The organism is Microtetraspora malaysiensis, assembly GCF_050947145.1.
In the GTDB taxonomy this organism is placed as follows: domain Bacteria; phylum Actinomycetota; class Actinomycetes; order Streptosporangiales; family Streptosporangiaceae; genus Microtetraspora_A; species Microtetraspora_A malaysiensis.
The window spans coordinates 1595849-1610041 of sequence record NZ_CP191998.1 but is presented as its reverse complement, the minus strand read 5'-3'; the positions used below and the strand labels follow the sequence as shown (position 1 = coordinate 1610041).

General features: G+C 72.7%; 12 protein-coding genes. 6 read left to right on the top strand and 6 right to left on the bottom strand.

Annotated elements, in window-relative coordinates; all coding sequences use genetic code 11:
* The first annotated feature begins 235 nt into the window (after window positions 1-235).
* On the top strand, window positions 236-2470 hold the full coding sequence (locus tag ACQP1V_RS08000; protein WP_433420397.1) for an LCP family protein: 2235 nt from the start codon (window positions 236-238) through the stop codon (window positions 2468-2470).
* Between the two features lie 223 nt (window positions 2471-2693).
* Here ACQP1V_RS08000 and ACQP1V_RS07995 read toward each other — a convergent pair whose 3' ends face one another.
* Window positions 2694-3065: a hypothetical protein gene (locus tag ACQP1V_RS07995; RefSeq protein ID WP_433420394.1), complete on the bottom strand. Its 372-nt coding sequence runs from the start codon at window positions 3063-3065 to the stop codon at window positions 2694-2696.
* A gap of 223 nt (window positions 3066-3288) precedes the next feature.
* Here ACQP1V_RS07995 and ACQP1V_RS07990 point away from each other — a divergent pair, with 223 nt between their 5' ends.
* From ACQP1V_RS07990 to ACQP1V_RS07980, 3 genes are all read left to right on the top strand, one after another.
* Window positions 3289-5241, top strand: coding sequence for an acyltransferase family protein (locus ACQP1V_RS07990; protein WP_433420392.1), 1953 nt, complete (start codon window positions 3289-3291; stop codon window positions 5239-5241).
* A gap of 60 nt (window positions 5242-5301) precedes the next feature.
* Window positions 5302-6474, top strand: a complete 1173-nt coding sequence (locus tag ACQP1V_RS07985) for a glycosyltransferase family 4 protein (RefSeq protein WP_433420389.1) — start codon at window positions 5302-5304, stop codon at window positions 6472-6474.
* A 94-nt stretch (window positions 6475-6568) separates the two neighbouring features.
* The gene (locus ACQP1V_RS07980) at window positions 6569-7303 is read left to right on the top strand and encodes an acetoacetate decarboxylase family protein (protein ID WP_387408456.1); all 735 of its coding nucleotides are present in this window, start codon (window positions 6569-6571) and stop codon (window positions 7301-7303) included.
* A gap of 40 nt (window positions 7304-7343) precedes the next feature.
* On the opposite strand, the gene ACQP1V_RS07975 is transcribed toward ACQP1V_RS07980, so the two are convergent.
* Entirely contained in the window at window positions 7344-8045 is a 702-nt protein-coding gene (locus ACQP1V_RS07975; RefSeq protein ID WP_433420387.1) for a hypothetical protein, read from the bottom strand.
* Between the two features lie 19 nt (window positions 8046-8064).
* The gene (locus ACQP1V_RS07970; RefSeq protein ID WP_387408454.1) at window positions 8065-8415 is read right to left on the bottom strand and encodes a hypothetical protein; all 351 of its coding nucleotides are present in this window, start codon (window positions 8413-8415) and stop codon (window positions 8065-8067) included.
* A 166-nt stretch (window positions 8416-8581) separates the two neighbouring features.
* On the opposite strand from ACQP1V_RS07970, the gene ACQP1V_RS07965 reads away from it, so the two are divergent.
* Both ACQP1V_RS07965 and ACQP1V_RS07960 read left to right on the top strand, forming a co-directional pair.
* On the top strand, window positions 8582-10564 hold the full coding sequence (locus ACQP1V_RS07965; RefSeq protein ID WP_433420384.1) for a histidine kinase: 1983 nt from the start codon (window positions 8582-8584) through the stop codon (window positions 10562-10564).
* On the top strand, window positions 10552-11193 hold the full coding sequence (locus ACQP1V_RS07960; protein WP_433420381.1) for a response regulator: 642 nt from the start codon (window positions 10552-10554) through the stop codon (window positions 11191-11193). The genes ACQP1V_RS07965 and ACQP1V_RS07960 overlap by 13 nt, the downstream gene beginning before the upstream one ends.
* Window positions 11194-11226: 33 nt before the next feature.
* Here the strand turns inward: ACQP1V_RS07960 and ACQP1V_RS07955 are convergent, their stop codons facing one another.
* The 3 genes from ACQP1V_RS07955 to ACQP1V_RS07945 all read right to left on the bottom strand — a co-directional run bounded on the left by ACQP1V_RS07955 (window position 11227) and on the right by ACQP1V_RS07945 (window position 14087).
* Complete coding sequence (locus ACQP1V_RS07955; protein ID WP_387408451.1) at window positions 11227-12108, bottom strand: glycosyltransferase family 2 protein; 882 nt, start codon at window positions 12106-12108, stop codon at window positions 11227-11229.
* A 202-nt stretch (window positions 12109-12310) separates the two neighbouring features.
* Complete coding sequence (locus ACQP1V_RS07950; RefSeq protein WP_387408450.1) at window positions 12311-13069, bottom strand: CDP-alcohol phosphatidyltransferase family protein; 759 nt, start codon at window positions 13067-13069, stop codon at window positions 12311-12313.
* The gene (locus ACQP1V_RS07945) at window positions 13047-14087 is read right to left on the bottom strand and encodes an iron-containing alcohol dehydrogenase family protein (protein ID WP_433425777.1); all 1041 of its coding nucleotides are present in this window, start codon (window positions 14085-14087) and stop codon (window positions 13047-13049) included. The genes ACQP1V_RS07950 and ACQP1V_RS07945 overlap by 23 nt, the downstream gene beginning before the upstream one ends.
* Window positions 14088-14193: the final 106 nt, after the last annotated feature.

Below are 14193 nucleotides of genomic sequence, written 5' to 3'. Positions count from 1 at the left end.
TATGTTTGAGTATGCTTCGCGCTGGATCACCCCGGTCGAAGCAAAAGACAGGTCACGTCCCAAATCAGCGATCTACCCGTTCGTTCACGCGTGCGTGGCCTAGCCTTCGGCGAAGAGCTGTCATGCTCTCGGTCAAATGGCCGTAAAGCGAGGAGGAAAACGTGTGCGTGCGGAGCAGTAGTCGGCCCAGCTGTTCGCCCACACATCCGGCGCGCCTCGCATCGAGGAGGAGCGCATGAGCGACCGCCGCCAGCCTCCGGGTACGCCGGGGAACGACCAGCGGGTCTGGGCACGCGAGGACACGGGACCGCACTACGGCCAGGGGGATCGGCAGGGCCGCCCCGACCGGCGGGACCAGCCCGGCGGCCCGCGCGGGCGCGACGGCCGCCCCTCCCGGCAGGAGGGGTATCAGGACTCCCCTCGCGACGCCTACGCCCAGGACGCCCACAACGCGCCGCGCGGCCGTCGCGGGGGTGGCGGCAGGACCGATGAGCACCAGGACCAGGGATACGGCGCCCCCGGATATCGCGATCAGGGGTACCAGGAACCCGGTTACCAGGACCGGGCCCACCAGGGCCAGGGATATCAGGACCAGGGGTTCCGGCAGGACGAGTACGACGAGCCCGAGCGCGGCCCGTGGGGTGAGCGCGAGCCCGACGACGACTACCTCGACGACCCGCCGAAGCGGCGCTGGGGACGGCGTTCCAACGTCGACCCCTGGGACGAGCCCGACGACGAACCGCGCCGCAAGCTCTGGGGGCGCCGCAGGTCCGGCGACGACGATGACGCCGCCGACGCCACCGACGAGGGTGCCGGGGGCGAGCCGGACGGCGGCCGGGGTCGCGCCAAGCGCGGCGGCCGGCGCGACGAGCACCACGAGATGGGCGGGGACGACCCGCACGACGACGACGCCCGGCGGGGATCACGCCGGGGGCGGGGCGACGGCGGCCGTCCCGGCGGTCCCCCCGGCGGCGGTCCGGGCGGTCCGGGCTCGCGCCGCCGCGACTCGGGCGACGCCAAGCGCGGCCTCGGCGTGCTGGGCTGGACCAGCATCGCGATGACCACCGTCCTGGTCGCGGGCACGCTCACCGGATACAAGCTCTACCGGGACACGTTCGGCATGATCCATGTCGGCCAATCAGACGACGACCTGGACAAGAACCGCCCGAAGAACGAGACCGGCGCCATCAACGTGCTGCTCGTCGGGTCCGATTCCCGGGCCGGCGACAACAAGAAGTACGGCCAGCACATGCAGGGCGACGGCGAGCGCACCGACACGATCATGCTGCTGCACATCGCCCCGAACCGGGACGGCGCGACCCTGGTCAGCTTCCCCCGCGACTCCATGGTCCTGATCCCCGAGTGCCGCGACGTCAGGACCAAGGCCGTCGTCGGACAGCACCTGGGCATGATCAACTCGGCGTTCTCGTCCGGCGGCATGATCTGCACCCGCCGCACCATCGAGTCGCTCACCCAGATCCCCATCGACCACTACGTGAAGGTCGACTTCACCGGCTTCAAGAACATCGTGAACGCCCTGGGCGGCATCGAGATCTGCCTGCCGAAGGACGTCAACGACAAGCAGGCCAAGCTGGTGCTGAGCAAGGGCAGGCACACCGTCAAGGGTGAGACCGCGCTCGCCTACGTGCGCACGCGGCACGGCCTCGGCAACGGCGGCGACATCGACCGGATCGACCGCCAGCAGGTCTTCATCTCCCAGGTGGTGAAGAAGGCCACCAGCAGCGGAATGCTCACCGACTTGCCCAAGCTGCAGAAGTTCATCGCCGCCACGGCCGACTCCGTCACGATGGACAACAAGCTCAACGGCGACGCGCTCATCCAGATCGCGATGAGCGCATCCAAGCTCAGCGCCAAGGGATTCAAGGGCACCAAGGTGCCCTGGGAGCCGTACACCCTGGACAAGAACCGCGTCCAGTGGAAGCAGCCGGACGCGAACAATCTGTTCGCCGGCATCCGGGGCGACGTGGAGGTCACCGCCTCCCCGAGCCCGGCCGCCACCTCCTCCGGTGGCACCGCGCCCGCCGCTCCGAAGGTGACCAAGCCCGAGCAGGTCAAGGTCCAGGTGTTCAACGGCACCAACACGGGTGGCAAGGCCAAGGAAGTGGCTGAGGCGCTGGCCGCCGAGGGCTTCCGCGTGGTCGGCGTGGGTGACGCCCGCAAGGCGGACGGCACCGACCAGCCGACGACCATGATCCGCTACGCCGGTCAGGGCTGGGACCAGGCCAAGATCCTCAGCGGCAAGCTGGAGGGTGAGGTCAAGCCCGAGACCGGCAAGCTGGCGACCGGCCCGGTGACCCCCTTCACGTCCGAAAAGACACCGGCCAAGCCCGGACGGGTCGCCGGCCCGATCATCCAGCTCGTGGTGGGCGCGGACTGGAAGGGCGTCAAGATCCCGCTGCAGGTGGGCGACGACGCCGTGACCTCCGAGACCGACATCTGCAAGGGCTGAGGTCAGTCCCTCACAGCGATTATTGATGTCCGTTACAGGGGTGATCCATGAGACTTGCGTTAAGGTTGGGCGGAGCGGACGCATTCCGTGCTTCCACGTTCGCCTGACCGCACGGGACGTCCGCGCTAGCGTCTTGGACGCAGGCTCCGTCTCGAATGAGCCACCGGCCCCCGCTCGGCGAACCTTGAGAGTTTTCTCCCGTGACTGACACTCGCCCATCCCCTCACGTACCGGGAGCGAACCCGGGCGAACCGCACGATCCCTCCGAGGACGCGCCCACCGGAGTGATCGGCCGCATCACCGGCGAGTGGCCGCCGCAGCCCGCCGCTCCCGGCGACGGCACGCCCGGGGACGCCCCGGCGCCCGAGCCGCCCGCACGGCAGCCCTGGGCGGCCACGCCTACGGGAGGCCACTTCGGCGCCTCCCAGGAGCCGCCGTCGACCGGGCACTTCGCGTCCTTCGGCTCCGCGCCCGCGTCCCCGACCGGGTCGGCGGGCTCGCCGCACGCCGCCGGGCCGGCGGGCGCCTCCGGCTCGGCCAGGTCCGGCAATCCGGCCGCGGCGCCTTCCGGCAGCAGGCCGTCCCACCCTGGCACCCCTGAGCCGGGTGCCGCGGGTCCGTCCGGCTTCGCGACCGGCGCGGAGCGCTTAGGCTCTCCGGCCTCCGGTACGGGCGCCTCGGCGGCCCCCGCCCCGGAAGCCGGCCTCTCGGGAGGCTCAGCCTCCGGAGGCCGAACCCGACCGTCCGCGTCCGGAAACGGCTTCGCGGGAACGCCCGCCCCGGGATCCGGAGCGTCGGCACCCGCCGCACGATCTGGAGTGTCCGGATCCGATGCGCCGGTCCGGCCCGAAGAGTCCGCTCCGTCCCCCTCCTTCGAGGCGTCGCCCGCGCCCTCGGCCGCCGGCTCGTTCTCCGAGCCCAAGCCGGCGTCTCAGGGATCCGCGGCCGAAAGCCCGGCCACGGCCCCGGCCCCCGAGACCTCCGCCGATCTTGGCGCCGATCTTGGCGCCGACCTCGGCGCCGAGCACCGGCCCCTGCCCAAGCGCCGTCCGCGCTCGCCCAGGGCCGACGCCGCGCAGGCGACGGGAGCGCCCGAGCAGGCCTCCCAGGGCTTCGACTACTTCTCCACCGGCCACGCGGCGGACGCGGGAACACCTCCCGCGGCCGGACCGGCCGCCGCGCCCGAGCAGAGCCTGTTCGGCGGCGCCCCGCCCGAGAAGAGCCGGTTCGGCAGATCCGCCCAGCGCCCGTACCCCGCGCCCACCCCGGATCTGGCCGCGCCCGCGGACGCCCCGATTCAGGACCCCTTCGCGGCGCCCGAGCAGGAGCCCGTCGCCGCGGAGCCGCCCGCGCCCACGACCGAGCGTCTGCCGCAGCGTCAGCGCCGCGGCTCGGCCATCTACGGACAGGCGCCGACGCAGTCGATGCCGGCCGTCCCGGCGGAGCCGGCGGCTCCCCCGGCCCAGCAGTGGCCCGAGCTGCCCGCGGACCCGTGGGACCCGTGGCGCCGGGCCGGGCACGAGGTGCCACAGGGCCTCGCCGTACCGGGCACCGAGCAGCCTCCGGCCGCCGCGCCGCCCGCGCCCGCTGCCCCGGAACCCGCTCCGGAGCCGCTCCCGCTGCCCGCGTGGGCCCAGGCGCCCCAGCAGGCGTCGCCGTACGGGCCCGGGTCGGCGCCCGGATTCGGCGAGACGCGGCCTCCGGCCGGGTGGGAGGAGCAGGAGCTCGAAGAGGAGCCCGCTCCGCGCCCCAAGCGACGCGACCCGTACCTGGACAACGTCAAGTTCCTGCTGATCGCGCTCGTGGTGACCTCGCACGCGATCCGCCCGACGGTCGACACGGACGCCAACCGCGCGCTGTACATCTTCATGTTCTCGTTCCACATGCCGCTGTTCGTGATGATCAGTGGCTATCTGTCGAAGAACTTCTGGAACTCGAACGCGAAGACGAACAAGCTCGTCGACACGTTCCTCGTGCCGTACGTGATCGTCCAGTTCGGCTACTCCGCCCTCCGCGTCGCCTTCGGGCACAAGTGGAGCGTCTCGATCCTCGATCCGTACTGGCTCAACTGGTATCTCATCGCCCTGTTGTTCTGGCGATTGTCCACGCCCGTGTGGAAACGGATGAGATATCCGGTGCTCACCGCGTCGATCGTCTGCCTGATCTCCGGACTGTCCCAGCTCAGCGGTGATTTCAGCATCGACCGCGTGTTCGGCCTGCTGCCCTTCTTCGCGATGGGCCTGGTGCTCAAGCCCGAGCACTTCGACCTGCTCCAGCGCGCCTGGGTCAAAATCGCCGCCGGCGTCACCCTGCTGGTCTGGGCGGTCGCGGTGTACATCCTCGCGCCGCGCCTCAAGTTGAGCCTCTGGTACTTCAACGCCAGCTACCACGACCTGCACATGACGTGGTGGTACGGCATGGGCTTCCGTCTGGTGTTCCTGGCGGGCGTCACCGTGATCTGCTTCAGCGTCATGGCCCTCGTGCCGCGGCGCCAGATGTGGTTCTCCGAACTCGGCACGCGCACGCTCTACGCGTACCTGCTGCACGGCGTTCCGGTGATGATCGGCAAGGAGATGGGCTGGCTGAAGGTCTCGTGGCTGAACGGGCCCCTCGGCGTGCTGACCGTCCTGACCGGCAGCTTCGTGCTGGCGACCATCCTGTGCCTGCCGATCACCCGGACCCTGTTCAAGTGGATGCTGGAGCCGCGCCTCACCTGGCTCTACCGCAAACCCAGGAAACCGGTGGAGCCACGGCCGGAAGTTCAGCGGTAGTTCCGCATGGATTAACGCGCCACATCCGGGCGCGACGGGATGAGACCCCAGAGTCGACACATGAGGGTATGTGTCGGCACGATCGTCCACCACCCCGAGGACGCCCGGATCGCGCACCGCCAGATCCGGGCCCTGCTCGACGCGGGGCACCAGGTCACCTACGTCGCCCCGTTCACCCACTGCAACGTGACGCCACCGCCGGAGATCCGCGCCGTCGACGTCCCCCGGGCCGTCGGCCCGCGGCGCCTCAAGGCGCTCCGGGCGGCGCGGGCCGCGCTGGCGAAGGGCTGCCGGGACGCCGACCTGCTCCTGGTCCACGACGTCGACCTCCTGCTCGCGCTGCCCCGCCGCAGGCCGGTGACCGTCTGGGACGTCCACGAGGACATGCGCGGGGTGCTGGAAGGTGAGGCGTACCTGCCCGGGCCGATGCGCCCGGTGCTGCCCCGGCTGATCGGCGCGCTGGAGCGGCGGGCGGAGCGCCGCCTGCACCTCATCCTCGCCGACGAGTCGCTGCGCGCCCGCTTCCCTGGCGGCCACCCGGTGGTGCCCGACCACACCGACGTCCCCGCCGTCGCGCCCGCCACCGGTGACGACCGGCTCGTCTACCTCGGTCGCGTCTCGCGAGCCCGCGGCGCCGCCGAGATGATCGAGCTGGCCCGCCGCCTGCGGCCGTACGGGATCCGGCTCGACGTGATCGGGCAGGCCGACGCCGGCGTACGGCCGCTGCTGCGGGACGCCCAGCGGGAGGGCCTGCTCGACTGGTTCGGGCACGTGCCCAACGCGCACGCGCTGCGGATGGCCGAGGGGGCGCTGGCGGGGCTGTCCCTGACGCACGACGTGCCCGGCTTCCGCGACGCCCTGCCGGCGCGGGTCATCGAGTACATGGCGCGCGGCCTCCCTGTGATCACCACGCCCCTGCCGGGCGCGGCCTCGCTGGTGACCGGGACCGGCTGCGGCCTCCTGGTCCCGTTCCCGGGCGCGGGCACCGACCTCCCGGCCGAGGGTGCCGCGGGCCGCGATCCCGGGGACACCGTGCAGGCGGCCGTGCGGGCCGTCCTCGCCCTCCGGGACGATCCCGCGACGCGTGCCGCGATGGGCGCCCGGGGGCACGCGGAGGCGCAGCAACGGTTCCACTGGCCGGTATGCGCCCCCGAGTTCGTGGCCCAGCTCGAACGCTGGGCGCGGGCTCCGCACCCCGCCGCCCGCCCCAGCGGGCACGCCCTCACCGCCTGACCGGAAGCCCGGGCCGGCCGTACGGGACGCCGATGAGGCCCCGAGCGCGCGAACGGCTACCGCCCGGGCACCCGGGCTTGTTCTACTGGGATGCGTGAGCAGCCATCTCATCCAGGGACGCCGGATCGACATGCCGGTACGGATCAGGGACGCGTCGGTGGGCGCGGCCACCTACCTCGTGCGAGCCGACGCCGCCCGTGCCGTGATCGCGTATTCCGGGCTGGACGTGACCGAGGTGCTGCCCGGCAAGGCCGCCTGCACGCTGGTGTTCGTGCAGTACCGCGACGGTGATCTGGACGCCTATCACGAGTTCGGCATGGCGTTCCTGATCCGGCCTCCCGGCTCGGGCCGCCCGCCGGGACGGGGGCCGCTGGCGGGGCTGAAGGACGTCCGCGCGGCCGGCTCCGGCGCCTTCGTCCACTGGCTGCCGGTCGACCAGGGGTTCACGCTGGAGGCGGGCCGCCGCATCTGGGGCTTTCCGAAGGAGCGGGCCGACATCGACCTGCGGCTGGCCACGCCGTACAAGCGGTGCGTGCTGCGCAGGGACGGGCGGCTGGTGCTCGACCTGCTGATCCGCCCCGGCCTCCCGCTCCCGCCGGGCGGGCTGGCCGGGGTGGACGCCTACTCCCACCTGGACGGGGTCACCCGGCGGATCCCCTGGAAGGCGCGCGGGAGCGGGGTGCGGGCGCGGCCCGGCGGCGCGCTGATCAGGCTGGGAAACCACCCGATCGCCAAGGAGCTGAGCGAGCTCGGCCTGCCGGGCAAGGCTCTGATGACGGCGACCGCCGATCACGTGACGATGTCCTTCGAGGACGCCGTCGCCGTGTGACCGGCCGCGTCGCCGTTTCGGCGTACGGCCCGCCACGACCTCATCGGCGGGCGGCCAGAACGCGCGTACCGGCGACGGCCAGGCCGACCCCCTCCAGGCACGCGCCCGCGAACTCGAACCATTCGCTGCCGACGATGAGCCCGGCCACGTGCAGCACGGGCCAGGCGATGACCGCGGCGCCGGCCCAGACCGGGACCACGCGGCCGCGGAGGAAGGCCAGCCCGAGCAGCAACGTCCCGACCAGGTTGCCGAGCACGAAGAGGAGGAACACCCACAGGGTGGACGGGTCGCTCTGCAAGCCGTCGATGACGGCCGCGTAATCCGCGGCGTTCCCCGGGTGCTCGACCATGGCGAACGTGACGTTCCCGGCGAAGACGATCCCGAAGTAGCAGATGTACCCCGCGCCCATGAGCAGCGCGCCGACCGAGCCGAGTTTCCGGCCCCGGCCCACGAGGAGCCCCCGGGCGCCGACGACCGCCGGGACCATGAGCAGGCACCCCAGCAGCGCGGCGACGGTGCTGAGGCGGATCAGGCCGGGATGGGCCTCCGACAGGGCGAGCGACTCCGCGCCGGTGCTGTCGCCTCCCCCGGCGCGGGTGGCCCACGCGTACGCGCCGTTGGAGACGGCCAGCGCCCACGGCGCGGTGAACATGGCCAGGACTGGCGCGATGCCGGGCCGCGGCGGTTCCGCCGACGGCGACGTGCCGGAGGTCCGCTCAGACGGGGGCAGGGACGTTTCCATGATTCTCCTTGAGACGTGATCAGGCGCGGGCGCGCAGCGCCGGAGCGACCAGCGCGACACCGGCGAGGGTCAGGACGACGCCGAGCCCGGCGAGGACGCGTACGGGACCCGGCACGCCGTCGGCGAAGAACGCGGGGACGGCGCCGAGCCCGGACAGCAGCCTGGTGACGATCACGACCACCGCGCCGGCCCGGCCGCCGCGCCAGGCGAGCACGACGCCGACCAGGGTGAGCAGCCCAAGGACGGCGCCCGCGACGGCCACCGCGAACGGCGGGTGCTCGCCGTCGCCGAACGGCATCGTCACGACGTCGACAAGGCCGAGCAGACCGGACAGGATCAGCCCGGCGACGAGAGTTCGGGAGCGGTTCACGCGACCCTCCTTGGGTGGACGGATCTCTCCATGACCGCAGTGTCCGCGCATCGCGCCGGCCCGCGGATCGGTGCCGTCCCGGGAGCTCGCCCCGTGCCGGCCCGGGTTCCGATCTCCGTGCTGCCACGTATTCACGGGCCCTGTCCGCCGGGCCTACCGTTGGCACGTGCCGTCTCCCCGCGCCCTCGCGTACGCCGCCGCGGTCGGCGTGTGCGGGCTCGCGGGCGCCGGGGCGGTGCTGGCCGGGCTCGCCGGCGGCGGGGACGCTGTCGCCGCGTTCCTGATCGGCGCGGCGTTCACGCTGCCCTCCCTCGTGCTCGGCGTGGTGGTCGCGGTGCGGCGGCCGAACAGCGCGGTCGGCCTGCTGCTCGTGCTCGTCGGCGCGACCGCGATGTGGCTCGGGGTCGGCGAGCTGTACTCGCTGGCGGTCGCCCGGCGGCCGGGTCTGCCGTTCACCGAGCTGTACGCGGCCGTGTCCGAGGGCGACTGGATGTTCCTGTACGTCCCGGCCGCGCTGCTCATGCTCGTCTTCCCCGACGGCCGCCTTACCGGGCCGCGCCGGCGCTGGACCGCTGCCGGGCTGCTCACCGTCTCGGTGCTGTTCACGGTGATCGCGGCGTTCAACCCCGATCCGTACCCGCCGCCCTTCCAGCACACGCCGCTCCTCCTGCGCGTGGATGAGCCGTACCTGTCGCTCCTGAACGCCGTCGGGATGGCGCTGCTGCCGGTCTTCCTCGGGCTGCTGGTCGCGTCCGCGGCCGCGATGGTGCTGCGCTACCGGCGGGCGACCGACGCGGTGCGGCGGGCGCAGCTCAAGTGGCTCGCGCTCGGCGCCTCCGTCCTGCCGCTGACGCTGCTGCTGTGCTGGGCCGGGTACCTCTTCACCGGCGGCGCCGACCTGGTCCTGATCGGCCTGGCGGCGACCGCCCTGACGGTCCCCGCGGCGACCGCGATCGCCGTGCTGCGGCACGACCTCTACGACGTCGACCGCGCGATCAGCGCCGCCGTCACGTACGGCCTGGTGACCGCGATCCTGCTGGCCTTCTCGACCGCCGCCTCGTTCGTGGTGGGCCTCGGCGCGGGCCGTGCCTCGCCGGTGGCGGCCGCGGCGGCGACGGCGGTGTGCGCGGCCGCGCTGGCCCCGCTGCGCGTACGGCTCCGGCGCTGGGTGGACCGGCGCTTCTACCCGGCGCGGCAGGCCGCCCTCGCCGCCGTCGAGGACCTTCGCGCCCGTTCGCACGCCGGCCAGGCGCAACCCGAGCAGCTGGAGGAGACGCTGCGCGGCGCGCTGCGCGACCCCGAGCTGCGGGTCGGCTACCGGCTGCCCGGCGAGACCGGCCTGGTGGGCGCGTCCGGCGACCCGCTGCTCCCCGGCCCGGCCCACGTGGCCCCGGTACGGCTTGGCGGGCACGACATCGGCGCGATCGTCCGCGGCGCGACCGGCAGCCGGGAGCTGCTGCGCGAGGTGGCGTCCGCGAGCGCCCTGCTCGTCGAGGTGGTACGGCTGCGCATCGAGGTCAGCCGGGCGCTCGACGAGGCCGAGGCCGGCCGCGCCCGGCTGCTGCGCGCGGGCTACGAGGAGCGGCGGCGGCTCGAACGCGATCTGCACGACGGCGCCCAGCAGCGCCTGGTCTCCCTCGGCATGGCGATGCGGCTCGCCCAGCGCCACCTCTCCGACGGCACGGTGGACGTCGACGGCCTGCTGGACCGGTGGGTCGCCGAACTGGCCGCGGCCGTCGCCGAGCTGCGGCAGATCGCGCACGGCCTGCGCCCGAGCAGCCTTGACGACGGGCTCGGCGCCGCGCTCTCCCTGCTCGCCGGGACGGCGCCGGTGCCCGTGACGCTCGACGTCGCCGACGGCGACCTGCCCGACGACGTCGCCACGACGGCGTACTACGTCGCGAGCGAGGCCATGACGAACGCGGTCAAGCACGCCGCGCCCGCCGCGATCGGCGTCCAGGTCAGCCGCGCGGGCGACCGGGTGACCGTACGGATCAGCGACGACGGCCCGGGCGGGGCCGTGATCCGCCCCGGCGCGGGGCTGGCGGGGCTGACCGACCGCGTCACGGCGGCCGGGGGTACGCTCCGGCTGTCGAGCCCGGCCGGCGGCGGAACCCTGGTGGAGGCGGTGCTGCCATGCGCGTGGTGATCGGTGAGGACTCGGCGCTGTTCCGCGAGGGGCTGGCCCATCTGCTCGCGGATGCGGGGTACGACGTCGTGGCCAAGGCCCAGGATGCCCCCGGCCTGGTCGCCGCCGTCGACGCCACGGCCCCGGATCTGGCGATCATCGACATCCGGATGCCGCCCGATCTCACCGACGACGGCGCACGAGCGGCGCGGCGGATCCGCGCCGCCCATCCGGAGCTGGGGATCGTCCTGCTCTCACAGCACGTGGAGTCCCGGCACTCGGTCGAGCTGGTGTCCAGCGGGCGGTTCGGCTACCTGCTCAAGGACCGGGTCCTCGACGTCGACGACTTCCTCGACGCGCTCCGGCGGGTGGCGGCCGGCGGCTCCGCCCTCGATCCCGAGGTCGTCTCCCGCCTCATCGGCGCGCACCGGGCGAGCGACCCCCTGCGCTCGCTGACCGCCCGGGAGCGCGAGGTGCTGGCCCTGATGGCCGAGGGCCGCACGAACGTCGGGATCGCCCGGCGGCTCTGGCTCACCGATCGTACGGTCGAGACCCACGTCAGCTCGATCCTCACCAAGCTCGGCCTGTCCGGATCCGACGAGGACCATCGCCGCGTGCTCGCGGTCCTCGTCTATCTCAACCGGTCGTGAGGAGCCGGGTTCAGGCGATCGCGTCCAATGTGCTCAGACGATCGGCGGGCGGCCGAGGCGGAGCATCCGCCACGCCGTGCGCCAGGCCATCGGCCGGCGCTCGCCGGCGGGCTCGCGCAGCCCCTCGCGGAAGCCCTGGAACCACGCTTTGAGCGCCGGCGACGACCGCTCCCGCAGCAGGGTGAGGACGATCCAGTTGCCCAGGTACAGCACGGCCAGCGACCAGGGCAGGTTCCTGCGCGCCAGCCACACCCGGTTGCGGGCGTTCAGCCGGTAGAAGTCGGTGTGCCGGCTCGGGAGCACCAGCGGGTGGTACATGACGGTCTGCGCGTCGTACTCGATCCGGTAGCCCTCGCCCAGCAGCCGCCAGGCCAGGTCGGTCTCCTCGTGCGCGTAGAAGAAGCGCTCCGGCAGCCCGCCGACCTGGAGGTAGGCCGAGCGCCTGATCGCGCAGGCGCCGCCGAGGAACGTGGTCACCGGCGAGGAGCGCTCGGGGTCGCCGGCGCGGAGCCGGGGGACGTGCCGCCGCTGCACCGAGCCGCCGTCGGGGTCCATCACGCGGAAGGAGATCACCGCGAGGTCGGGCTCTGAGGCGAAGCGCTCGCGGACGTGCGCGACCAGCTTGCCGTCGGCGTACCATCCGTCGTCGTCGAGGAACAGCACGACGTCGCCCGAGCACTCCTGGACACCGCGGTTGCGGCCCATGGGGATGCCCGCGTTGTGGCCGATCCGCACGGTCTTGACCGTCGCCCCGGAGCCGGGCCGCGGCCGGGCCGCGATCTCCGGCACGTCCGCGCCGTTTCCGACGATCACCACTTCGACGTCGCCGTCGGTCTGCGTGAGGGCGGACTCGACCGCCCGGTTCAGCTCGGCGACCCTGTTCCCCATGGTGAGGATGACGCACGAAATCTTCACCGCGTCATCGCCTCGACGCGTGGCAGCGAGCACACGATTTCATGATCACCGAGTCTGTACGGCCGAACCATCCCGAACCTGTCTGGTTTACTGCGCATCAAGGGTATCGGAACTGTGACCGAAGCCCCACCAAACACTCGGACGCGGCAGGCGGCCTCCCGGTTCCTCGATCCCCCTTCCGTAAACGTCGAGAAGTCCGGTGTCACGAGAGCCGCCGCGACGCCAGGATGCTGACGAGATGCAGCACGAGCTGGAGACCCGCGATCACCGCGCAGGCGACGGTGAGGATCCGCGTGGCCGGGAACCAGAAGTCGAGCAGCGCCGCCACCACCACGATCAGGGACAGCTCGACCGCCTGGATGACGCGGTGGAAGCGCAGCGCCGCGGCCACCTTCCGCGCCGCGCCGAGCCCGCGCGACTGGAAGTGCCCGGCGGACGCCTCGGTGGCGGCGGTCAGGCCGGAGCGCGCCCGGGCGACGTCGACCAGGTCGGTCTCCGCCTTGATCAGGATCGCGCCGAGCGCGGCCGCGACGCCGAGCACGGTGTACCAGTCGGGCAGCACCTGCGACGCACGGAAGCCCAGGCCGATGAGCAGCGCCGCCTCGGCGAGGTAGTGGCCCACCCGGTCGAGGTAGACGCCGGCGATCGAGGTACGGCCGGTCCACCGGGCGAGTTCCCCGTCCGAGCAGTCGAGCAGCAGGTAGACCTGGATCAACAGCGCGGCGGCGACGGCGGCCCAGAACCCGGGGATCGCGAGCACGGCGCCCGCGAGCACACCGCACACGATCATCAGGCCGGTGACCTGGTTCGGCGAGATCGGGGTCTTGGCCAGCACCCAGGTCGCGTAGATGGACAGTTTCCGCATGTACAGCAGGCCGGCCCAGTGCTCGCCGCTGCGACGGTCCATGGTGGTCTGCGGCTGCGCGACCGCGCGCAGCTCAGCGACCGACGGCGCGGACATAGCCCTCCACCCTCGTCTTGACCTCGGTCTCCGACAGCCGGAGGTGCTCGAGGATGGTGTATCTGCCGGGCCTGGTCGACGGCGCGAGCATCACCGCGTCGGTGAACTGGTCGACCGTCAGGCCGAGGTCGCCGGGCGTGACAGGCAGCGCGTGCTGTCTCAGGCAGTCAGTGATCTGATCGAGGCGCCGGCTGTCCTCTCTCAGGAAGAAGCAGAACGCCGCGCCCACTCCGGCGATCTCGCCGTGGTTGGACGTTCCGGGAAAGAGCTGATCCACGGCATGAAGGATCTCATGGTCGCCGCCACTCGAAGGACGGCTCGACCCGGCGACGACCATCGCCATCCCGCTGAGGATCAACGACTCGGCGAGGACGGTGAGGAATCCGTCGGACTCGATCGAGTCGGAGCGGCCCACCACCGCCTCGGCGGCCGTGCGGGCCATGGAGACCGCGACGCCGTCGATGGGCTCGCCGCGCTCGGCGTTGCCGAGCTGCCAGTCCTCGATGGCGGACAGGTTGCTCAGGACGTCGCCCACCCCCGCGCGGACCAGGGCCGGCGGCGCGCCGTGGACGAAGTCGAGGTCCACCATGATCGCCAGCGGCATCGGCACGCCGAACGAGGGCTTGCCCCCGTCGTGGACCAGGGAGGCGACGGGCGAGCAGATGCCGTCGTGCGAGAGGTTGGTGGCGACCGCGACCATCGGGATGCCAGCGAGGGACGCGGCGTACTTGGTCGCGTCGATGGTCTTGCCGCCACCGATGCCGATGACCGCCTCGTACGCCCCCTTCCGCAGGTCGGCGCCGAGGGAGACGGCGGCGTCCACCGACCCGTCGGCCACCCGGAAGACCTGGGCCTCTCCCAGGGTCGGTGCGATCACCTCCGCGATCTTGTCGCCCTGACTCACTCCGACCGCGACGGCGACGCGGCCGGAGGTGGCGACCCGGCTGTCGGACAGCAGCGCACCGAGTTGGGCGATCGCGCCCCGCCGTACCTCCATGATCAGAGGGGCGGGGAGCATCCTGGCCAGAATCGGCAAGAGGATCTCCTTAGGCGACGAGAGCTAACGCGCCGCCGGGCGGGATCTGCCCGGCGGAGCGATGTCCAGGGGGGTGCGTCGCGAGGCG